The following is a 22,570-nucleotide window of genomic DNA, read 5'->3' as shown; positions in this document are numbered from 1 at the left end:
TGGGTCCCCGCCTCCGCGGGGGCGACGTGCGAGCGGCGCGGGCCAGGCTCACACGTCGTACCGCACAACCTTAGGCGGTTGCGACCGGAATACCTTTCAGCGACTCGATCTTCGCAGCCCACTCTTTCGGACCGGTCTGGTGCACCGACGTACCCGTCGCATCGACGGCCACGGTGACCGGCATGTCCTTGACCTCGAATTCGTAGATCGCTTCCATGCCCAGGTCTGCGAAGCCGACGACCTTCGCCGACTTGATCGCCTTCGACACGAGGTAAGCCGAGCCGCCGACGGCCATCAGGTACGCCGACTTGTGGTTCTTGATCGACTCGATGGCGGCCGGGCCGCGTTCCGCTTTACCGATCATCGCGATCAGGCCCGTCTTCTCGAGCATCATGTCGGTGAACTTGTCCATGCGGGTCGCCGTCGTCGGGCCGGCCGGGCCCACGACTTCGTCGCGCACCGGATCGACCGGGCCGACGTAGTAGATCACGCGGTTCGTGAAGTCGACCGGCAGCTGTTCGCCTTTCGCCAGCATGTCCTGGATGCGCTTGTGCGCGGCGTCGCGGCCCGTCAGCATCTTGCCGTTCAGGAGCAGGGTCTGGCCCGGCTGCCACGATGCGACTTCTTCCTTCGTCAGCGTGTCGAGGTTGACGCTCTTCGATTTCTGCGTGTCCGGCGTCCAGTTCACGTCCGGCCAGGTCGACAGCGCCGGCGGTTCGATGTACGACGGGCCCGAGCCGTCCAGCACGAAGTGCGCGTGGCGCGTCGCGGCGCAGTTCGGGATCATCGCGACCGGCTTCGATGCGGCGTGGGTCGGGTACATGTTGATCTTCACGTCCAGCACGGTCGTCAGGCCGCCTAGGCCCTGCGCGCCGATGCCCAGAGCGTTGATCTTGTCGCACAGTTCGATACGCAGCTCTTCCAGCTTGTTCTGCGGGCCGCGTGCCTTCAGTTCGTACATGTCGATGTCTTCCATCAGCGACTCCTTGGCCATCAGCATGGCCTTCTCGGCGGAGCCGCCGATGCCGATGCCCAGCATGCCCGGCGGGCACCAGCCGGCGCCCATCAGCGGGACAGTCTTGAGGACCCAGTCGACCAGCGAGTCGGACGGGTTCAGCATGACGAACTTGGTCTTGTTTTCCGAGCCGCCGCCTTTTGCGGCGACCATCACGTCGACGGTGTCGCCCGGGACCAGTTCCATGTGCACGACGGCCGGGGTGTTGTCCTTCGTGTTCTTGCGCTCGAAGTGCGGGTCGGCGACGATCGAGGCGCGCAGCTTGTTGTCGGCGAAGTTGTACGCGCGGCGCACGCCTTCGTTGACGGCGTCGGTGATCGAGCCGCTGCCGAAGCCTTCGAAGCGCACGTTCATGCCGATCTTCAGGAACACGTTGACGATGCCGGTGTCCTGGCAGATCGGGCGCTTGCCTTCCGCGCACATGCGCGAGTTGGTCAGGATCTGCGCGATGGCGTCCTTGGCGGCCGGGCTCTGCTCGGCCTCGTAGGCGCGCGCGAGGTGCTGGATGTAGTCGGCGGGGTGGTAGTAACTGATGTACTGGAGGGCGCTAGCGACCGATTCGATCAGGTCGTCCTGTTTAATGACAGTCATGTGAGTCTCGCTGTGGGGGTCTTGGATTACGGAGGAATCAGTGGTGCTTGTTGTCACTCTGGGTATTCATCATGATCCGGTCGGTGTAGGCAATCGCCATCGCCGACAGCAGGAACACGACGTGGATACAGGTCTGCGCGATCATCGTCTTCGCATCGTAGGAGATGGCGTTGATGAACGTCTTGAGCAGGTGGATCGACGAGATGCCGATGATCGCCATCGCCAGCTTGGTCTTCAGCACGGACGCGTTCACGTGCGACAGCCATTCCGGCTGGTCCGGATGGTCTTCCAGATGCATGCGCGACACGAACGTCTCGTAGCCGCCCACGATCACCATGATCAACAGGTTCGAGATCATGACGACGTCGATGAGGCCCAGCACGACGAGCATGATCGTCGTTTCATTCAGTTTGGTTGGCAGCGGGGCGTTCGGCACGGCCACGGCCTGGAAGATGTGCTGCAGCGCGGCTTCGTTGCCCATCGCGGCCAGCACGAGGTCCTTCAGTTCGACCCAGAAATGGAACACGTAAACGCACTGCGCGAGGATCAGGCCGAGATACAGAGGCAGTTGCAGCCAGCGGCTGGCGAACATGAAACTGGCGAGTGCGCTGCGTTTGCGTGCGCTGGAGGAGGGTTGCGAATCGAGCATCTATGCGGGCTTTCCAATGCGGCTGCGGTCAGGACAGCTCAACATTCTACACCCGCCGCGCGTCGCCGGCACGGCGTCGTGGCATGCCGAAGGTTGATAGAATGGCCAGCGGGGATGCCGCCTTGGGCCGTGTAAGGGCTCAGTAAGCGTGGGTGCTTAAGGTATTAGGCAAAATTACTACATCATCAATAGGAGACTAGTATGGCCGAGAACGAGACCCAACAGCAGGGACTGCAGGAACACCGCGTCTTCCAGCCGCCCGCACAATTCACCGCCAATGCCGCGATTTCCGGCATGGATGCGTACAACAAGCTGTGCGACGAAGCCGCCAGCGACTACGAAGGTTTCTGGGCCCGCCTGGCGCGCGAAAACGTCGCCTGGCACAAACCCTTCACGCAAACCCTCGACGAATCGAATGCGCCGTTCTACAAATGGTTCGCGGATGGCCAGCTGAACGCGTCGTACAACTGCCTCGACCGTCAGATCGAGAACGGCAACGGCGACAAGACGGCGATCATCTTCGAAGCGGACGACGGCACCGTCACCCGCGCCACCTACCGCGAACTGCACGAGCGTGTGTGCAAATTCGCCAACGGCCTGAAATCCCGCGGCATTAAAAAAGGCGACCGCGTCATCATCTACATGTCGATGTCGATCGAAGGCGTGGCCGCGATGCAGGCGTGCGCGCGCATCGGTGCGACGCACTCCGTCGTGTTCGGCGGCTTCTCCGCGAAGTCGCTGCAGGAGCGCATCATCGACGCGGGCGCCGTCGCCGTCATCACGGCCGACGAGCAGCTGCGCGGCGGTAAATCGCTGCCGCTGAAAGCCATCGTCGACGAGGCGCTGGCGATGGGCGGCTGCGAGACGATCCGCGACGTCGTCGTCTACAAGCGCACCGGCGGCAACATCGCCTTCCAGGCAGGCCGCGACCTGTGGCTGCACGACCTCGTCGACGGGCAGAGCGGCGAGTGCGAGCCGGAGTGGGTGGATGCGGAACATCCGCTGTTCATCCTCTACACGTCGGGTTCGACGGGCACGCCGAAGGGCGTCCAGCACTCGACCGGCGGCTACCTGCTGTGGGCCGCGCTGACGATGAAGTGGACCTTCGACCTCAAGCCGGACGACGTCTACTGGTGCACGGCCGACATCGGCTGGGTGACGGGCCACACGTACATCTGCTACGGCCCGACCGCGGTCGGCGCCACGCAGATCGTGTTCGAAGGCGTGCCGACGTTCCCGAACGCCGGCCGCTTCTGGGAGACGATCGCCAAGCACAAGGTCAGCATCTTCTACACGGCGCCGACGGCGATCCGTTCGCTGATCAAGGCGTCCAACACGGACGAGAAGGTGCATCCGAAGAACTACGACCTGTCCAGCCTGCGCCTGCTGGGCACCGTCGGCGAACCGATCAATCCGGAAGCGTGGATGTGGTACTACACGCAGATCGGCGGCCAGCGCTGCCCGATCGTGGACACCTTCTGGCAGACGGAAACCGGCGGCCACATGATCACTCCGCTGCCGGGCGCGACCCCGATGGTGCCGGGTTCCTGCACGTTGCCGCTGCCGGGCATCATGGCCGCCATCGTCGACGAAGCCGGCCACGACGTGCCGAACGGGCAGGGCGGCATCCTCGTGGTGAAACGTCCGTGGCCGTCGATGATCCGCACGATCTGGAACAACCCGGACCGCTTCCGCAGCGCCTACTACCCGGATGAACTGGGCGGCAAGTACTACCTGGCTGGTGATGGCGCGATCCGCAACAAGGACACGGGCTATTTCACCATCACGGGCCGCATCGACGACGTGCTGAACGTCTCGGGCCACCGCATGGGCACGATGGAGATCGAGTCCGCGCTCGTGGCGCACCCGATCGTGGCGGAAGCCGCGGTCGTCGGCAAGCCGGACGAGACGACCGGCGAGGCGATCTGCGCGTTCGTCGTGCTGAAACAGGCGCGTCCGACCGGCGAGGAAGCGAAGAAGCTGGCCGCCGAGCTGCGCAACTGGGTCGGCAAGGAGATCGGTCCGATCGCCAAGCCGAAAGAGATCCGCTTCGGCGACAACCTGCCGAAGACCCGCTCCGGCAAGATCATGCGCCGCCTGCTGCGCGTGCTGGCCAAGGGCGAGACCATCACCCAGGACATCTCGACCTTGGAAAACCCGGCCATCCTGGAACAGCTGAAAGAATCTGCCTGACCATTCGGGCGTGATCGGTTACACTGATCACAGCAGAGTTGACGCCGCGCCGGGAGACCGGGGCGGCGTTTTTTTATGTGCGCCGCCATGGCGCCCGTTCTCGCGTGCCCGTGGACGTGGGAAAATACGGGCTCGTCCGTCTTCCATGCTTTCATGAACCCGCGCCAGCGCATTGCCCTTGCCATCGCCCTGTTCAACGAGCGCCGCTTCGACCAGGCCCTGGCCGGGATCGGCGACTTGCTGCAGGGCGACGAGGCGAACGTGGATGCCCTGAATCTGGCGGCGGCCTGCGCCCGCGCGCTCGGGCGGCCGGACGATGCCGAGGCGTTCTGGCGCAAGGCGCTGGCGCGCGATCCCGCGCACGCGGCCAGCTGGAACAACCTCGGCATCCTGTTGCAGCAGAGGGGACGCGGCGCCGAGGCCGGGGAGGCGTTCCGGCGCGCGCTGCAGCTGCAGCCCGATTACGCCGAAGCCCATTACAACCTGGCCCTGTTGTATCAACAGGCGGGCGGACTCGAACAGGCCGTCGGCGCGCACGAGGCCGCGCTGGCCCTGCGGCCCCGGTATCCGGAAGCCAGCGCCAACCTCGGACTGGTGCTGGAGCGGCTCGGGCGCTTCGAGGAGGCGCAACGCCGCTTCGGCGAGGCCGTCGCGCACGACCCGGCCGACGCCGCATCCCTGCAGCACCGCGCCGACCTGCTGCACCGGCTGGGACGGCGTGCCGAGGCGGCCGAGTGCTACCGGGCGGCACTGCTGCTGCGTCCGGACAATGCCGAACTCCACAACAACTTCGCGGTGCTGTTGGCCAGGTCGGGCCAGCCGGAAGCGGCCGAACGGGAGTACCTGCAGGCGGTCGCGTGCCGCCCCGGGTACGCCGACGCCTGGCACAACCTCGGCCTGTCGTACACGCAATCCGGCCGCTACGCCGAGGCCGAGGCCGCGCTGCGCACCAGCCTGCGGTGGCGCGCGCACGACCCGGAAGTCTGGAATTCGCTGGGCAACGTCTACCAGTACATGCAGCGTGACGATGACGCCGAGGCTGCGTATCGGCGCGCGCTCGCGGCCCGGCCCGGCCTCGCCAAGACGTTGAACAACCTGGGCACCCTGCGCCAGCGCCAGGGGCGTGCCGGCGAGGCCGAGGATGCGTACCGGCAGGCGATCGCCGCCGACCCCGGCTATCCGGAAGCGCGTTGGAACCTCGGTTTCCTGCTGCTGGCACAGGGGCGGCTGGCCGAAGGCTGGCCGTGGATGGAGGCGCGGCACGATCCGGCACTGGCGCGTCCGATCGCCGTCAGGCCGGCGCCCGGTTTCCCGCAGTGGAACGGGGAGGCGCTGGACGGCAAGGCCATCGCCGTGTGGCCGGAGCAGGGCTTCGGCGACCAGATCCAGTTCGTGCGCTACCTGCCGTTGCTGAAAGCGGCCGGCGCGCGGACGGTCACGCTGATCTGCCACGATGCGCTGCTGCCCTTGCTGCGCGGTGCTGCCGGCGCCGACCGCGTCGTCCCCATGAGCGAGGCGGGGCACCTGGCGCCGCACGATTTCTGGGTTTTCATGTTGAGTCTGCCGATGCACGCCGAAACCACGCTCGCGACGATCCCGGCCACGCTCCCTTACCTCGCCGCGGACCCCGCGCGCCGCGCGTACTGGCGTGCCCGGCTGGATATGCTGCCCGCCGGAATGCGTGTCGGCCTCGTCTGGCGCGGCTTTGGCGGGCACGTCAATGACGCGAACCGCTCCCTGCCGGATCTGTCGGTCCTGGCCCCGCTGTGGTCGGTGCCGGGCGTCGCGTTCGTCAGTCTGCAGCGCGGCATGGACGGCGAGCCGCGGCGGGCCGGCCCGGACGGCCTTGAACTCCTCGAACTCGGCGCCGGAATCGCGGACTTCGGCGATACGGCGGCAATCGTGGCGGAGCTCGACCTGGTCATCTGCGTCGATACGGCCGTGGCCCATGTCGCCGGCGCACTGGGCAAGCGCTGCTGGGTGCTGCTGCCGGCCATCCATCCCGACTGGCGCTGGATGGAAGAGCGCGTCGATTCGCCCTGGTATCCGGGCGTGCTCCGGTTGTACCGCCAGCGCCATGCCGGTGCCTGGGACGACGTCGTTGCGCGGGTGGCGCACGACTTGGCCGTCATCGCGTATTGACGCGCTGCCTCGTCAAGTTACCAGAAGGTCTACTTTTCGTTGTTTCGACACACGAACTCTTACTATCGTTTCGTTTTTTCGGGAACAAATGTTCCCTAGTGGCATTTTTGTCGCCGATAATCAACGTTTGTCGCTGTCCTTTCGTCCGGTCTTGCTGTTTTTACGGAATACATCACACTGCCATGAATCACATCTATCGTCTCGTCTGGAACAAGAAACGTCGTATGCTCATGGCGGTCGCCGAAATCGGCTGCGCCAACGGCAAGGACGCTGCGGGAACGACCCGCGGCCAAGATGGCGTGCCGGACGGGGGCGGCGCTTATTCCGGCGCCCGGACGCTCCTGGCGACTGCGTTGCTCGCGCTGTTTCCGCTCGTGTCGTTCGCGCAGCAGGGCATGTCGGACTATATTCCCGCTGGCACATCGTTGTCGGTGTCCGACGGCGACGGCTCGAATGCCTTGCTGGCCGGCACCAATCTGACGAACGATGGTACGCTCGATATCACCGGCACGGATGCCGGCTCGCACCTCGTCAGCCTGTCGGGTTCCGGGACCGTGCTGATGGACGCCAGGACGCTGACCTTGACCGCCGCGGACGGCTTTTATCTCGGCACGCTGCAGGGTTCGGGCAGCCTGGTGGTCGCCGGCGGCTACGAGACGCTGGGCGGTGTGAACGTCCATGGGGGCGCCACCCAGGTCGACCAATACGCGGGCCTGTCCCTGTCGGGTTCCGGCAGCATTGCCCTGTCGAGCGGCTTGCTCAATAACGGCATGTTCGATATCGCCGCGACGAACAACGGCGCCAACGTGAACTCGCTGTCCGGTTCGGGGACGGTGTGGCTGGGCGGACAGACGCTGACGCTGACCAATACCGGCGACACCTTTGCAGGCATGATCGCCGGTTTCGGCGGCGTGAACGTCGCGGGCGGCACGCAGGTGCTCAGCGGTACCAATATCTATTTCGGCGCCACGTCGATCGACCAGGGCGGCGCACTGGCGCTGTCCGGTTCGGGCAGCATCGCGCTGTCCAGCGGTGTGGCCAACAACGGCGTGTTCGATATTGCCGCCACGGACAATGGCGCCCAGGTGACATCGCTGTCCGGTTCGGGGACGGTGTGGCTGGGCGGACAGACGCTGACGCTGACCAATGCTGGCGACACCTTTGCAGGCATGATCGCCGGTTTCGGCGGCGTGAACGTCGCGGGCGGCACGCAGGTGCTCAGCGGTACCAATATCTATTTCGGCGCCACGTCGATCGACCAGGGCGGCGCACTGGCGCTGTCCGGGTCGGGCAGCATCGCGCTGTCCAGCGGTGTAGCCAACAACGGCGTGCTCGACATTGCCGCGACAAACAACGGCGCCGAAGTGCGCTCGCTGTCCGGCTCCGGTGCGGTGCTGCTGGGTGGCCAGACGCTGACGCTGACCGATGCAGGCGATACGTTTGCGGGCAGCATCTACGGTTCGGGTGGTCTGACAATCGCGGGCGGCACGCAGGTGCTCAGCGGTACCAATACCTATAACGGCGCCACCTCGATCGACCAGGGCGGCGCGCTGGCGCTGTCCGGGTCGGGCGGTATCGCTCTGTCCAGCGGCGTCGCCAACAACGGTGTGTTCGACATTGCCGCGACAAACAACGGCGCCGAAGTGCGCACGCTGTCCGGATCCGGCGCCGTGCTGCTGGGCGGCCAGACGTTGACGCTGACGGATGCCGGCGATACGTTTGCGGGCAGTATCCACGGTTCGGGCGGTCTGACAATCGCGGGCGGCATCGAAACCCTGAGCGGTACCAATACCTATTCAGGTGCCACCTCGATCGATCAGGGCGGCGCGCTGGCGCTGTCCGGTTCGGGCAGCATCGCTCTGTCCAGCGGCGTAGCCGACAACGGCGTGTTCGACATTGCCGCGACAAACAACGGCGCCGAAGTGCGCACGCTGTCCGGATCCGGCGCCGTGCTGCTGGGCGGCCAGACGTTGACGCTAACCAATGCCGGAGATACGTTCGCCGGCAGCATCCTTGGCTCGGGCGGGCTGACAATCGCGGGCGGCACGCAGGTGCTCAGCGGTACCAATACCTATAACGGCGCCACGTCGATCGACCAAGGCGGCGCACTGGCGCTGTCAGGTCCGGGCAGCATCGCTCTGTCCAGCGGTGTGGCCAACAACGGCGTGCTCGACATCGCGGCCACGGACAACGGCGCCGAAGTGCGCACGCTGTCTGGCTCCGGTGCTGTGTTGCTGGGCGGCCAGACGCTGACGCTGACGGATGCCGGCGATACGTTCGCCGGCAGCATCCACGGCTCGGGCGGTCTGACGATCGCGGGCGGCACGCAGATGCTCAGCGGTACCAATACCTATAACGGCGCCACCTCGATCGACCAAGGCGGCGCGCTGGCGTTGTCCGGGTCGGGCAGCATCGCTCTGTCCAGCGGCATCGCCAACAACGGTGTGTTCGATATCGCGGCCACGAACAACGGCGCCGAAGTGCGCTCGCTGTCCGGATCCGGTGCGGTGCTGCTGGGCGGCCAAACACTGACGCTGACCGATGCTGGCGATACGTTTGAGGGCAGCATTTACGGTTCGGGTGGTCTGACAATCGCGGGCGGCATCGAAACCCTGAGCGGTACCAATACCTACACCGGGGCCACGTCGATCGACCAGGGCGGTCTCACGCTGTCCGGTTCGGGCAGCATCGCTCTGTCCAGCGGCGTCGCCAACAACGGCGTGTTCGACATTGCCGCGACCGACAACGGCGCCGAAGTGCGCACGCTGTCCGGTTCCGGCGCCGTGCTGCTGGGTGGCCAGACGCTGACGTTGACCGATGCGCAGGACGTATTCGCCGGCAGCATCTACGGTTCGGGCGGGCTGACAATCGCGGGCGGCACGCAGGTGCTCAGCGGTACCAATACCTATACCGGCGCCACCTCGATCGACCAGGGCGGCGCACTGGCGCTGTCCGGCTCGGGCAGCATCGCTCTGTCCAGCGGCGTCGCCGACAACGGTGTGTTCGATATTGCCGCGACAAACAACGGCGCCGAAGTGCGCTCGCTGTCTGGCGCCGGTGCTGTATTGCTGGGCGGCCAAACGCTGACGCTGACCGATGCCGGTGATACGTTCGCCGGCAGCATCCATGGCTCGGGCGGGCTGACAATCGCGGGCGGCACCGAAACCCTGAGCGGTACTAACACCTATAACGGCGCCACCTCGATCGACCAGGGCGGCGCGCTGGCGCTGTCCGGCTCGGGCAGCATCGCGCTGTCCAGCGGCGTGGCCAACAACGGCGTGCTCGACATTGCCGCGACCGACAACGGCGCCGAAGTGCGCACGCTGTCCGGCTCCGGTGCTGTGCTCTTGGGTGGCCAGACGCTGACGCTGACGGATGCGCAGGACGTATTCGCCGGCAGCATTCACGGCTCGGGCGGCCTCGCGATCACGGGCGGTATCGAAACCCTGAGCGGTACCAACACCTATACCGGGGCCACGTTGATCGACCAAGGCGGTCTCGCGCTGGCGGGTTCGGGCAGTATCGCGCTGTCCAGCGGCGTGGCCAACAACGGCATGCTCGATATCGCGGCCACGAACAACGGCGCCGAAGTGCGCTCGCTGTCCGGATCCGGTGCGGTGCTGCTGGGCGGCCAAACACTGACGCTGACCGATGCTGGCGATACGTTTGCGGGCAGCATTTACGGTTCGGGTGGCCTGACAATCGCGGGCGGCATCGAAACCCTGAGCGGTACCAATACCTACACCGGGGCCACGTCGATCGACCAGGGCGGTCTCACGCTGTCCGGTTCGGGCAGCATCGCTCTGTCCAGCGGCGTCGCCAACAACGGCGTGTTCGACATCGCGGCCACGAACAACGGCGCCGAAGTGCGCTCGCTGTCAGGCTCCGGTGCTGTGCTGCTGGGCGGCCAAACATTGACACTGACGGATGCAGGCGATACGTTTTCGGGCAGCATCTACGGTTCGGGCGGCGTGACAATCGGTGGCGGCACCGAAGCTCTAACGGGTACCAATACCTATACCGGCGCCACGTCGATCGACCAGGGCGGCACGCTGGCGCTGTCCGGCTCGGGCGGCATCGCGCTGTCCAGCGGCGTGGCCAACAACGGCGTGTTCGACATCACGGCCACGGACAACGGTGCCGAAGTGCACTCGCTGTCCGGATCCGGTGCCGTGCTGCTGGGCGGCCAGACGTTGACGCTGACGGATGCCGGCGATGCGTTTGCGGGCAGTATCCACGGTTCGGGCGGTCTGACAATCGCGGGCGGCATCGAAACCCTGAGCGGTACCAATACCTATACCGGCGCCACGTCGATCGACCAAGGCGGTCTCGCGCTTTCCGGTTCGGGCAGCATCGCGCTGTCCAGCGGTGTAGCCAACAACGGCGTGTTCGACATCACGGCCACGGACAACGGTGCCGAAGTGCGCACGCTGTCCGGCTCCGGTGCCGTGCTGCTGGGCGGCCAGACGTTGACGCTGACGGATGCCGGCGATACGTTCGCCGGCAGCATCCTTGGCTCGGGCGGGCTGACAATCGCGGGCGGCACCGAAACCCTGAGCGGTACCAATACCTATAACGGCGCCACGTCGATCGACCAAGGCGGCGCGCTGTCGCTGTCCGGATCGGGCAGCATCGCTCTGTCCAGCGGCGTCGCCAACAACGGTGTGTTCGATATTGCCGCGACAAACAACGGCGCCGAAGTGCGCTCGCTGTCCGGCTCCGGTGCGGTGCTCTTGGGCGGCCAGACGTTGACGCTGACCGATGCCGGCGATACGTTCGCCGGCAGCATCCACGGTTCGGGCGGCCTGACAATCGCGGGCGGCACCGAAACCCTGAGCGGTACCAATACCTATTCAGGTGCCACCTCGATCGATCAGCGCGGCGCGCTGGCGCTGTCCGGTTCGGGCAGCATCGCGCTGTCCAGCGGCGTGGCCAACAACGGCGTGTTCGACATCACGGCCACGAACAACGGCGCCGAAGTGCGCTCGCTGTCCGGATCCGGTGCCGTGCTCGTGGGCGGCCAGACGCTGACGCTGACCAATGCTGGCGATACGTTTGCGGGCAGCATCCATGGTTCGGGCGGCCTGACGATCGCGGGCGGCATCGAAACGCTGACTGGTACCAACACCTATACCGGGGCCACGTTGATCGACCAAGGCGCGCTGGCGCTGTCCGGCTCGGGCAGCATCGCGCTGTCCAGCGGCGTCGCCAACAACGGTGTGTTCGATATTGCCGCGACAAACAACGGCGCCGAAGTGCGCTCGCTGTCCGGATCCGGCGCTGTGTTGCTGGGCGGCCAGACGCTGACGCTGACGGATGCAGGCGATACGTTTGCGGGCAGCATTTACGGCTCGGGCGGGCTGACGATCGCGGGCGGCATCGAAACTCTTACTGGTACCAATACCTATAATGGCGCCACGTCGATCGACCAGGGCGGCGCACTGGCGCTGTCCGGCTCGGGCAGCATCGCTCTGTCCAGCGGCGTGGCCAACAACGGCGTGCTCGACATCGCCGCCACGAACAACGGCGCCGAAGTGCGCTCGCTGTCCGGCTCCGGCGCCGTGCTGCTCGGCGGCCAGACGCTGACGCTGACGGATGCGCAGGACGTATTCGCCGGCAGCATTCACGGCTCGGGCGGCCTGACGATTGCGGCCGGCACCGAAACCCTGACGGGCGTGAATACGCACACCGGCACCACGGCGGTATCGCACGGTGCGACATTGGCCCTGGCCGGCAACGGCAGCATCGGCAACAGCCGCGTGCGGACCGATGGCACGCTGGACGTGTCGGCCAGCACGGGCGACGCGGCGGTCCAGAGCCTCGGCGGCTCCGGCGCCGTGCTGCTCGGCGGCCAGACCCTGACGCTGACCAATGCCGGCGATACGTTCGCCGGCAGCATCCACGGTTCAGGCGGTCTGACGATCGCGGCCGGCACCGAAACCCTGACGGGCGTGAATACGCACAGCGGCACCACGGCGGTATCGCACGGTGCGACATTGGCCCTGGCCGGCAACGGCAGCATCGGCAACAGCCGCGTGCAGACCGATGGTACGCTGGACGTGTCGGCCAGCACGGGCGGCGTGGCGTTCCAGAGCCTCGGCGGCTCCGGCGCCGTGCTGCTGGGCGGCCAGACGCTGACACTGACGGATGCGCAGGACGTATTCGCCGGCAGCATCCACGGTTCAGGCGGTCTGGCGATCGCGGCCGGCACCGAAACCCTGACGGGCGTGAACACGCACACCGGCGCCACGGCGGTATCGCAAGGCGCGACATTGGCCCTGGCCGGCAACGGCAGCATCGGCAACAGCCGTGTGCAGACCGATGGCACGCTGGACGTATCGGCCAGCACGGGCGGCGCGGCGGTCCGGAGCCTCGGCGGCTCCGGCGCCGTGCTGCTGGGCGGCCAGACCCTGACGCTGACCGATGCCGGCGATACATTTACTGGCAGCATCCACGGCTCGGGCGGCCTGACGATCGCGGGCGGCACCGAGACGCTGGCCGGTACCAACACCAATACGGGCGCCACGTCAATCGGCCACGACGGCGACCTCGCGCTGTCCGGCTCCGGCAGCATCGCGCTGTCCAGCGGCGTCGCCAACAACGGCGTGCTCGATATCGCCGCGACCAGCAACGGCGCGCAGGTGCGCACGCTGTCCGGCTCCGGTGCCGTGCTCCTGGGCGGTCAGACGCTGACGCTGACCAATGCCGGCGATACGTTCGCCGGCAGTATCCAGGGCTCGGGCGGCCTGGCGATTGCGGCCGGCACCGAAACCCTGACGGGTGTGAACACGCACACCGGCGCCACGGCGGTATCGCAAGGCGCGACATTGGCCCTGGCCGGCAACGGCAGCATCGGCAACAGCCGCGTGCAGACCGATGGTACGCTGGACGTATCGGCCAGCACGGGCGGCGCGGCGGTCAAGAGCCTCGGCGGCTCCGGCGCCGTGCTGCTGGGCGGCCACACCCTGACGCTGACCGATGCCGCCGGGGCCTTCAACGGCCGCATCAGCGGCTCGGGCGGTATCGCCATCGCCGGCGGTAGCCAGGCGCTGACGACCACGCAGGCCTACACCGGCGCGACCTCGATCGGGGCGGGCGCCACGCTGACGCTGGCGGGCAATGGCTTGATCGCCGCATCGAGCCGGGTCGTGGCGGACGGCACGCTGGATGTGGCTGACGCCGGCGCGACCATCCAGTCGCTCGCCGGCGACGGCCTGGTCCAGCTCGGCAGCCAGACGCTCACGCTGACGGCCGCCCGTGACGTCTTCGCCGGCACGATCGCCGGCGACGGCGCCCTGAACCTCACGGGCGGCACGGCGACCCTGGCCGGGAACAACACCTACCGCGGCGCCACCTACATCGGCGGCGGCGCCACGCTGGCGCTGAGCGGGCAGGGCAGCATCGCCAGCTCGAGCGGCGTGGACGTGGACGGCAGGTTCGACATCAGCGGCACCGACCGCGGGGCCACGGTCAGCACCGTCTCGGGTGCGGGCACCATTTACCTGGGCGCGCAGACGCTGGCGCTGAGCCGGGCGGCCGGCCTCTTTGCCGGCACCATCGTGGGCGCGGGCGGCCTGTCCGTCGACGGCGGCAGCATGTCCCTCGGCGGCGTCAACGACTACACGGGCACGACCTCGATCGCCGGCGGGGCGGCGCTGGCGCTGTCCGGCGCCGGCAGCATTGCCGGCAGCGCGGTGCGCGACGATGGCGTGTTCGACGTCTCGGGCGCGGCCCACGGCGTGGCGATCAAGGGCCTGACCGGCTCGGGCAGCGTTCTGCTGGGCGCGAACGACCTGACCGTCACCGCCGCCGCCGGCCGCTTCGGCGGCAATATTGCCGGCAGCGGCAGCCTGAAGGTCACAGGCGGCACGCTCACGCTCGACGGCGCCAACGACTATACCGGCAAGACGGTGGTCAGCGGCGGCACGCTGCGGACCTATGCCGACGCCAACCTCGGCAAGGGTAGCGCCGCACTCGAGCTCGACAACGGCACCTGGCAGACCAGCGCCGACCTGACGCACGAGCGCGGCCTGGCGCTGACGGGCCGGGGTACGGTCGACGTCGACGCCGGCACCGTGACCACCGAGAACGGCACGGTCGGCGGCAGCGGCACGCTGGTCAAGCAGGGCACCGGTACGCTGATCCTGCGCGGCGCGCTCGCCAACGGCGGCCTGCAGGTGGAGCACGGAACGGTGGCGCTGCATGCGGCCAACACCTATACCGGCGATACGACCGTGTCCCGGGACGGCATCCTGCGCATCGACAGCGACGCCAACCTGGGCGCCGCCGGCAACCGGCTGGTCCTCGACGGCGGCACGTTGCAGACCACCGGCAGCATGACGTCGGACCGCGCCTTCACGATCACGGCGCGCAACGGGGTGCTCGACGCCGAGGGCGCCGACAGCGTCGTCACGTTGAACGGCAACATCGGCGGCGACGGCCGGCTGGTCAAGGAAGGCCAGGGCACGCTGGTGCTCGGCGGCGACAACGGCGGCGGCCAGGGCAGCGCCAACGCGCCGGGCGACGGATGGACCGGCGGCCTGACCATCAACGACGGCCTGGTGAAGGTGACGAACGCCTACGGCCTCGGATGGGGCAGCGTGATGACGTTCAACGCCGGCACGATCTACGCGACCGTCGATATCGCGACCGGCCAGGACATCCGCATGGGCCGCTCGACCAACATCAACACCGAGGCCGACACCACGACCACGCTGGCGGGCGACCTGCTGTCGACCGGGGCGGGCGACGGCTGCTTCACCAAGACCGGCCAGGGCACGCTGAACGTCACCGGCAACGCCAATATCGACGCCACCTGCGTCCTGGAAGGCAAGCTGCTCGCGAACGGCCTCTTCAACAGCCGGGTGACGGTGGCGCACGGCGCCACGCTGGGCGGCAGCGGCACCGTCAAGGGCGACCTGCTGGTGCAGGGCACGCTCTCGCCGGGCAATTCGCCGGGCATGCTGACGGCCGATTCGAACATCACGATGGCCGCCGGCAGCACGTACAAGGAAGACATCGGCGGCACCGCGCAAGCCACGCCCACGGCGCCGGTCGGCGTGCCCGGGTATTACTCCTACCTGCACGTCGTCGGCGGCAAGCGCTTCACGATCGAATCGGGCGCCTCGCTGGCGCCGACGCTGAAGAACCTGTATTCGGCCGACGAGGCGGGCTATGGTTCGGCGCCGCTCAAGCCCGAACTGGGCCAGAGCTTCCGTATCGTTACCGCCGACGGCGGCATCGCCGGGCGCTTCGACACGCTGGTCCAGCCGGACGGCATGGACGGTACCCGCATGGCCGCGTTCTACAACGTCGGCGGCAACAACAGCATCGAGCTGAAGGTGCTGCCGGCGTCGTACGCGGACTGGAGCCGTGGCGGCAACGCGAACAGCCGCGCGGTGGCGGGCGCGCTCGACCGGATCGTCGACCTCGACCAGTCGGGCCGCGCCGGCGAACGGCAGGACCAGCTGTTGTACCGGGTCGGTTCCGCGACCGCGGACCGGCTCGGCGGCCTGCTGCGCGGGCTGTCCGGCGAAGTGCACGGCAGCCTGGCCGCCGCGGCGCCGCAGGCCGGCTGGAACCTGCAGCGCAGCGTGCTCAAGCATACCGCCGACGATGGCGACCGCGCGCTCTGGCTCGACCTCGCGGGCACCCGCGGCAAGTGGAGTGGCGACGCCGACGCGTCGGGTTTCAAGGCCGATCGCCTGCAGGTCACCGCGGGCCTGGACGTGCTGCGCGGCGCCGATTATCGCCTCGGTGTCGGCGCCAGCTACGCCCATACCGACGTGTCGGCCGGCGACGATACGGGCAAGCTGCGCCAGAACAAGGTATTCGTGTATGGCGAAACCACGGTCGACGGCCTGACGTTCGACGGCATCGGCAGCGTCGGCCGCGACAAGGCCGACAGCCGGCGCGCCGATCCGCTGGCCACATCGTCCGGCCTGAGCGCGCATGCCGGCGGCAATGCGGCGCTGCTCGGCGTGGGCGTGCGCGCCGAGCGCGAACTCCTGGGCGCCAAGGTGGAGCCGTTCGCCCGGTTGACCGTGCAGCGGGTCGAACGGGACGGCCTGGCGGAAACGCCGGCATCGGCGGCGGCCCTGACGGTGGACGGCGACACCGCGACCGGCACCCGCCTGCAGGCGGGCCTGGCGGCGGCGTCCCGCAACGCCGATCCGTTGCGGGCCTCGACCTATCGCGTCAACCTGGGCGCGGGCGTCGATGCCGGCGGCCTGCTGCGGCCGACCCGGTCGGCCTGGCTGGCGGGAGAGCGCGTCACCATCGGTGCGCCGGGCGTGGGCCGCGCCTTCGTGCAGGGCGGCGTGACCGGCACGCTGCACGTCGGGAAGGGCGCTTACCTGTACTACGGCGTCACCGGCGAGGGTCGCGGCGGCTATTACCAGGTCGGCGGCAACGCCGGCGTGCGCGCGGTGTTCTGACTGCGGGCCGCGCATTTGGGATAGACTGCTGCGCATGCTCGAAGGACTACCGCATTTCTGGATCAACCGCGCCGCCGATGCGCAGCGGCGCGCGCTGGCGCAGGCGTTCCTCGACCGCGCCGGCGTCGTCCACGCGCGCATCGACGCCGTGACGCCCGACACGCTGCCGCCGGTGCGCGTGCGCGAACCCTTCGTCAATTCGCTGCCGGAGCTGGCGATCATGGCGTCGCACCTGCGCGCCGTCGGCACCGCGTACCGCGCGGGCGCCGCCGTTGCGCTGGTGCTGGAGGACGACGTCCGCTCGCACCACCTGTTCGACGGCGCAGCCCTGCTGGCCACCGCGCCGCCCGACTGGGAGATCCTGCAACTGCACGTGAGCCATGCGCCGGTCGTGCTGGAGCTGGGCGAGCTGTACCTGCGGCACGGCATCCTGTGGCACGAATGGGAGCCGGCATGTTATTCGGCGGGCGCCTACGTGGTGTCGCGCCGGGGCATGCAGGCCCTGCTGGCGCGCTACTGCCCGGACGGCGTCGCCCTCGACCTGACGGGCGTGCATGCCTGGGGCAAGCTGGTGGCCGACCACCTGCTGTACCGCCGCGCCATCTGCTATACGGCCACGCTGCCGCTCTTTTTCAACGACGTCGGGCTGGCCTCGACCCACGCTCCGCAGCGCGACGGGACCCATCACCGGCCGGGCGCGCAGGGCGCCGAGGACGTGCGCCTGCGCGTTGCCCGGCGCGCCGGCGCGGACGCCTATCCGTTCGCCCTGCGGCCGCTATGAACCCGAGCCGCCATGCCGTCGCCGTGGCGATCGTCACCACCTGCCGCGCCTCGCTGGCGCGCGCGGTGCGTTCGGTGTTCCGGCAACGTCTCGCGGACGGGCAGGGCGGCCGCATCCAGGTCTTGCTGGGCGTCGACTGCGACCCGGACGGGCGCCTGGCGGCGCTGCTGGACGAGCTGGCGCCCGAATGCCCGCCACACGTGACGGTTACGCTGATCAACCTCGGCTACTCGACGTCGCAGCGCCACGGCGGACCGCACGCCTCGTATTACGGCGGCTCGCTGCGCTCCGCGCTGACGCTGCTCGCGGACAGCCGCGTGGTCGTCTACCTCGACGACGACGACTGGCTGAAGGAAGACCATTGCGCCCGCATCCTGCAAGCGATCGAGGGCAAGAAATGGGCGTACTCGTATTCGATCTACGCGGACGGCAATACCGGACAGGAACTCTGCGTGGACGGGCTCGAGAGCGTGGGCGTCGGGCGCGGCATCTACGCCGAGTCCTTCGGCGGCTTCGTGCGCCCGAGCGGGCTGGCGATCGACAAGCTGCAGCTGCTGCACGTGGTGCACCTGTGGTCGTGCGCGGCGTTCGCGAGCGGCGACGGCGAGGACCGGCTGGTGTTCGAACAGTTGCGTCGCGAGCCACACGGCTGCACCGGGGCGGCGACCGTGTGTTGCGCGCTCGACCCGAACGATGCGCTGCATGCGCGCCGCGTCGAATTCATGCGCGCGCACGGCGTCGAGGCCCACGTCGCGCCGAAGTCCGGCTCGAGCCGCGGCGCCTAGTCCGGCCGCTGCGCGGCCGCCGTCGCGTACGCGCGATACGGGCCCTGGGCCTCGAGGGCGGCCAGCGCGGCGGCGTAGCGCGCTTCCGTTTCCACCAGCGTGGCGGCTTCCCAGATTGCCTCGAAATGCCGGGCCGTCCATGTGTTCGCGCCGGTCTGCACGTACGTGTACAGCCAGGGCGCGTCCACCAGCGCGATGCGGCCGCGCCGCAGCATGGCGTGCATCACTTCCGTGTCCTCGCCGCGCGCCAGCCCGGGATAGTCGGGGACGGCGGCGCGCCGCGCCAGCATCGACCCTTCCCATTCGCGCGCGCCGGACACGCCGAGGCGCCGCGCCGCCGGCGACCACAGCAGCCAGCGGCTGAGGAACATGGCGTCGGCCTGCATCGACTGCAGCAGGAGCATGCCGAGTTCGAGCCGCTGCGGGTGGTAGAGGTCGTCGTCGTCCCACTGGCAGATCCAGTCGCCGCGCGCGGCCCTTAGCGAGAGGTTGCGCAGTTCGCCCAGGCTGCCGGCGGGCCGGTCCGGCGTCACCACGCGGATGCGCGGATCGTCGAGCGCGCGGCAATGCGCCTCGATCGGCGTGCCCGGGGCGTCGCAGACGAGCACCAGTTCGCGCTCCGGCCAGGTCTGGCTGCGGAAGGCGTCGACGGCGAAGCGCGCCGGGAACAGGCGGCCGCGCGTGACCATCAGGCACGAGACGAGCGGCCGCCGCGGGAACGCCACCAGGTCGAGCCGGCCCCGCTGGACCAGGACGCCGTCCTGGCCCAGCCTGAAATCGACGCCGCGGCCGGGTTGCGGCAGGAAGTCGGCCAGTGCGGCGCCGCTCATGGCAGGAACGGCCGCGCCAGCATGGCGTAGGTGGTGGCGCCGGCGCGCACGTAGTCCTCGGTCAGCAGGCCGGCGTGGAAGCGGGTGAAATCGGTGCGTTCCGCGCTCCACCACAGGTGGCTGCACAAATGCAGGCTGAAGACGTCGCGCACGTCCGGGTCGAGCCGCTCGAACAGGTTGCGCATGCCGTCCGGCGTCCAGGGGTGACGGTAGAAGTACTCGCGCGGCACCACGTGGACCAGTTCCGGATGCCGTTCCCACAGGCGGCTCGCGAGCTGGCAGGAGTGGCTGGTCCATTTGCCGTCGAACGCGCCGTACGAGGCGTCGAGCCAGCGCGCGACGAACGGCGCCCCCGGCGCGGCGAGGATCAGCGCATTGCACAGCGACGGCCGCAGGATGCCGCGTTCGTCGGGCAGCGCGCCTTCGTCGCCGAGCACGCAGGCGTGGCCGTACAGGTGGTCGGGCATGGGCGCGACGAACAGCGTGTCGATGTCGGCATACACGCCGCCATGCTCGCGCAGGACCTGGAGGCGGATGAAGTCGGCCTCGTGCGCATAGCTCCAGCCGGCGGCGGCGATGCCGCGGCCTTCTTCCGAGGCGGCGTAGGCGGCCAGCGGCAGCGCGGCGCGGGTCACCGGGCGTAGCGTCAGGTGCGGCTTGATCCGTTCCCACAGCGGTCCATGGGGTTCGTTGGCGTAATGGAACCAGATCGCGTCCGGACGGTTGATCCGGCGGCACGATTCCAGGCACAGGTAATGCGCCAGGTGGAAGGGCTCGGTCTGTTCCTTCAGGCCGAATACGAAGTGAAACAGGCGCGGCACCATGCTCATGCTCCGATCGCGTGCCGGAAGCGCCGCATCACCGGCCCCTCGGCGTACAGGTTGGCGATCCGCTCGCCGAGCAGGCGGGCGTGCGGATCGGGTTGGCCGCGGTGCACGAAGCGGTAGCGCATCTTGCTGCGCGCGTCGGCGACGTCGGCGACGGCCCAGCGGTGGTCGGGGCCGTACGAGGTGCCGGGCCAGTCGATCGGCGCCAGCGTGCCGCCGATCAGGCCGGGATGGTCGCGCCCGAGGAAGTCCAGGTGGCCGCTCCAGCCGGTCATGAGTACCGGACGCCCGAGCGCGGCGGCGTCGAACGCGCCCATGCCCCAGCCTTCGGCCCGCGTCAGCGAGACATAGGTGTCGCCGAGCCGGTGCAGGCGGTCGATCCAGGCGCCGCTGATGCCGTCGCCGGCCAGCACCGCGACGGGCGGCAGGCGCGGGCGTCCGAGCCGCGCGCGCAGGGCCGCCAGCTGCGCCTCGACGAGTTGCAGCGACGTCCTGCCGGCTTCGTGCGGCAGCGGGAAATGGACGGGCCGGGTCGAGGTCTTGATGCAGAGCGCGACCGGCTCGTCGGCGTCGAATTCCTCGACGAACGCCTCGATGAGGCGCGGCAAGTCCTTGCGCAGCATCCAGGCCCCGATCGTGTAGAACACGTGGTGCCCGGCGGGGATGCCGAGCTGGCGGCGCATGTCGTCGAGCTGGCCGGGCGCGACGTCGTCGTGCGCGTGGCGGCGGATGTGCGGCACCACATGCAGCGGAACGGTCACGCCGCCGGCCCGGAACACCTCGGCATTGAACGTCGACGGTACCAGGACGCCGTCGAACCGGTTCAGGATGGCCGGCCAGTGCGCCGGTATGCGATCCGATTCCCAGGTGCAGTAGGCGAAGTTCGCCTTGCCGGGTTCCAGGCACGCGGGCAGGTATTCCGGCACCAGGTGGGCGACGACGATGCGGTAGTCGCGCGGGGCGGCGGTGCGCTGCAGCAGCGGGCCGAGATCGCGCAGCGCGGGGTCGGCGCCGGCGGCGCGCACGACCTCGAGCAGTTGCGGGGGCATGGCCGGCAGCCAGCGCTGCAGGCCGTCGGCGCCCCAGAACATCGGCTGCCAGTGGACGTCCAGCCCGAGGTTCACCAGGCCGCGCAGGTAGGCGAGCCCCGCCAGCCCATAGCCGGTCGTGTCGCCATAGGAAATATACTTGATCATGTCGGTATGTCCGCTTGCAGCCGCTCGATGCGCAGTCCGGCCACCGCGACGCGGGCGCCGGGCGCGGCGAGGATGGCGACGACGATGTCCTTGCGGCTCGCTTCGACGTCGAGGTCGAGCGTCACGCTGGCCGGGCCGGCCGCGTCGATGCGCCGGCGCGCGCAGGCCAGCGTCGCCCCGGAGCCGTGCGCCGTGGCGGCCAGGCCCACCTCGCCGGGCGTCGCCCAGGCCAGGTCGAGCAGCACGCGGTGGCGGCCGGCCGCGAACGGGAACGGCAGGCGACACCGGCCGGCGGCGGCGAGCGCGCCGTCGCCCCCGTCGCGCGCGAGGAGCCAATGCGTGCCCTCGAGCCGGCCGCCGGGAGCGCCATGGGCGGCGAGGAAGTCCGCTTTGATGATGACCGGAAAGTCGCTGGCGTACACCAGGCGGGCGTTGTAGAAGTCGTTGTAGTTGTTGACGCCCGCGTCCATGCCGAGGACGTCCAGGCCGGCCGCGGACTTGGCGCGGTAGGCGACCAGCGTGCCGTTCGTCGCGTCGACGAACGCGAGGGTCTCGGTCGTCTCGCGCTGGGCGACGTTGATCACCTCGCCCAAGTGGATCTGCTCCGGCTCGCAGTGCAACGCGATGGCTTTGCCGAACAGGACGGGACCGGTCGGGCACAGCGACGACACGCCGCGGTAGCGCCGGCGGCAATGGGCGACGATCATGCGGATCGCGGCTTCGAACGCGGGCAGGCGGGCGGGCGCCGCGATGATCGTGTTGCTGACGATCCACGGGGCATCCACCGCGCGGTCGCGAAACACGACGAGCTTGCCGGACTCGAGCGGCAGCCCGGCATGGAAGAACACGGACAGGTCGGCATAGGCGCCGCCGAACTCGTGCAACAGGCACAGGCGTGCCAGGTCGGCCCGGTATGCGTACGGAAGCAGTTCCTCGTAGGCCCGGCACACGTCCGCTTCCATGTGCGCGCGCAGGAAGGCGCGGATGGCCGGCTGGTCGTACAGGCGATGCGGCAGTCCCGGATGGTGTTCCTTGAACGAGCCGATGTTGCGTGCGACCGCCGGCGGCAGGCGCGGCGGGGCATCGGGCGGCTGGTCGGCGATGAGTATGCTGAACAGGTTCATG

11 protein-coding genes are annotated in these 22,570 nt (G+C 68.7%); 5 read left to right on the top strand and 6 right to left on the bottom strand.

Annotation, left to right across the window (positions count from 1 at the left end):
• Window positions 1-70: 70 nt before the first annotated feature.
• Together ACEN9G_RS05700 and ACEN9G_RS05695 are read right to left on the bottom strand one after the other, a co-directional pair.
• The gene (locus tag ACEN9G_RS05700; RefSeq protein ID WP_413337844.1) at window positions 71-1,606 is read right to left on the bottom strand and encodes a fumarate hydratase; all 1,536 of its coding nucleotides are present in this window, start codon (window positions 1,604-1,606) and stop codon (window positions 71-73) included.
• A gap of 37 nt (window positions 1,607-1,643) precedes the next feature.
• Window positions 1,644-2,255, bottom strand: coding sequence for a TIGR00645 family protein (locus tag ACEN9G_RS05695; RefSeq protein ID WP_413337842.1), 612 nt, complete (start codon window positions 2,253-2,255; stop codon window positions 1,644-1,646).
• Window positions 2,256-2,456: 201 nt separating this feature from the next.
• Between ACEN9G_RS05695 and acs the strand changes: the two genes are divergently transcribed.
• The 5 genes from acs to ACEN9G_RS05670 all read left to right on the top strand — a co-directional run bounded on the left by acs (window position 2,457) and on the right by ACEN9G_RS05670 (window position 18,592).
• Window positions 2,457-4,448 carry an acetate--CoA ligase gene (acs, locus tag ACEN9G_RS05690; protein ID WP_413337840.1) on the top strand — a complete coding sequence of 664 codons (1,992 nt, stop codon included), beginning with the start codon at window positions 2,457-2,459 and terminating at the stop codon, window positions 4,446-4,448.
• Window positions 4,449-4,535: 87 nt separating this feature from the next.
• Entirely contained in the window at window positions 4,536-6,590 is a 2,055-nt protein-coding gene (locus tag ACEN9G_RS05685) for a tetratricopeptide repeat protein (protein WP_483126485.1), read from the top strand.
• Between the two features lie 182 nt (window positions 6,591-6,772).
• Complete coding sequence (locus ACEN9G_RS05680) at window positions 6,773-17,026, top strand: ESPR-type extended signal peptide-containing protein (RefSeq protein WP_483126484.1); 10,254 nt, start codon at window positions 6,773-6,775, stop codon at window positions 17,024-17,026.
• A gap of 34 nt (window positions 17,027-17,060) precedes the next feature.
• The gene (locus ACEN9G_RS05675; RefSeq protein WP_440963946.1) at window positions 17,061-17,807 is read left to right on the top strand and encodes a hypothetical protein; all 747 of its coding nucleotides are present in this window, start codon (window positions 17,061-17,063) and stop codon (window positions 17,805-17,807) included.
• Window positions 17,804-18,592 (top strand): hypothetical protein, encoded by a 789-nt coding sequence (locus tag ACEN9G_RS05670; RefSeq protein WP_483126483.1) that lies wholly within the window; start codon window positions 17,804-17,806, stop codon window positions 18,590-18,592. Before ACEN9G_RS05675 ends, ACEN9G_RS05670 begins: the two co-directional genes overlap by 4 nt.
• Here the strand turns inward: ACEN9G_RS05670 and ACEN9G_RS05665 are convergent.
• The 4 genes from ACEN9G_RS05665 to ACEN9G_RS05650 are packed head-to-tail and all read right to left on the bottom strand — an operon-like array spanning window position 18,589 to window position 22,569.
• The gene (locus ACEN9G_RS05665) at window positions 18,589-19,422 is read right to left on the bottom strand and encodes a glycosyltransferase family 2 protein (RefSeq protein ID WP_483126482.1); all 834 of its coding nucleotides are present in this window, start codon (window positions 19,420-19,422) and stop codon (window positions 18,589-18,591) included. The genes ACEN9G_RS05670 and ACEN9G_RS05665 overlap by 4 nt on opposite strands.
• Window positions 19,419-20,252: a glycosyltransferase gene (locus ACEN9G_RS05660; RefSeq protein ID WP_483126481.1), complete on the bottom strand. Its 834-nt coding sequence runs from the start codon at window positions 20,250-20,252 to the stop codon at window positions 19,419-19,421. The genes ACEN9G_RS05665 and ACEN9G_RS05660 overlap by 4 nt, the downstream gene beginning before the upstream one ends.
• Window positions 20,249-21,445 carry a glycosyltransferase family protein gene (locus ACEN9G_RS05655; RefSeq protein ID WP_483126480.1) on the bottom strand — a complete coding sequence of 399 codons (1,197 nt, stop codon included), beginning with the start codon at window positions 21,443-21,445 and terminating at the stop codon, window positions 20,249-20,251. Before ACEN9G_RS05655 ends, ACEN9G_RS05660 begins: the two co-directional genes overlap by 4 nt.
• Window positions 21,442-22,569, bottom strand: a complete 1,128-nt coding sequence (locus ACEN9G_RS05650; protein WP_483126479.1) for a glycosyltransferase family 32 protein — start codon at window positions 22,567-22,569, stop codon at window positions 21,442-21,444. The genes ACEN9G_RS05655 and ACEN9G_RS05650 overlap by 4 nt, the downstream gene beginning before the upstream one ends.
• Between the last annotated feature and the right edge of the window lies 1 nt (window position 22,570).

Source organism: Massilia sp. Masssp94 (assembly GCF_059491305.1).
The sequence above is the reverse complement of the archived record's forward strand: the minus strand, read 5'-3'. Positions and strand labels throughout refer to the sequence as shown.

Bases quoted from the DNA above. Each gene is read 5' to 3' on its own strand.
- ACEN9G_RS05680 (WP_483126484.1), top strand. From the start codon at position 6,773: ATGAATCACATCTATCGTCTCGTCTGGAACAAGAAACGTCGTATGCTC.
- ACEN9G_RS05700 (WP_413337844.1), bottom strand. From the start codon at position 1,606: ATGACTGTCATTAAACAGGACGACCTGATCGAATCGGTCGCTAGCGCC.
- ACEN9G_RS05665 (WP_483126482.1), bottom strand. From the start codon at position 19,422: ATGAGCGGCGCCGCACTGGCCGACTTCCTGCCGCAACCCGGCCGCGGC.
- ACEN9G_RS05695 (WP_413337842.1), bottom strand. From the start codon at position 2,255: ATGCTCGATTCGCAACCCTCCTCCAGCGCACGCAAACGCAGCGCACTC.
- ACEN9G_RS05675 (WP_440963946.1), top strand. From the start codon at position 17,061: ATGCTCGAAGGACTACCGCATTTCTGGATCAACCGCGCCGCCGATGCG.
- ACEN9G_RS05650 (WP_483126479.1), bottom strand. From the start codon at position 22,569: ATGAACCTGTTCAGCATACTCATCGCCGACCAGCCGCCCGATGCCCCG.
- ACEN9G_RS05660 (WP_483126481.1), bottom strand. From the start codon at position 20,252: ATGAGCATGGTGCCGCGCCTGTTTCACTTCGTATTCGGCCTGAAGGAA.
- ACEN9G_RS05685 (WP_483126485.1), top strand. From the start codon at position 4,536: ATGGCGCCCGTTCTCGCGTGCCCGTGGACGTGGGAAAATACGGGCTCG.
- ACEN9G_RS05655 (WP_483126480.1), bottom strand. From the start codon at position 21,445: ATGATCAAGTATATTTCCTATGGCGACACGACCGGCTATGGGCTGGCG.
- ACEN9G_RS05670 (WP_483126483.1), top strand. From the start codon at position 17,804: ATGAACCCGAGCCGCCATGCCGTCGCCGTGGCGATCGTCACCACCTGC.
- acs (WP_413337840.1), top strand. From the start codon at position 2,457: ATGGCCGAGAACGAGACCCAACAGCAGGGACTGCAGGAACACCGCGTC.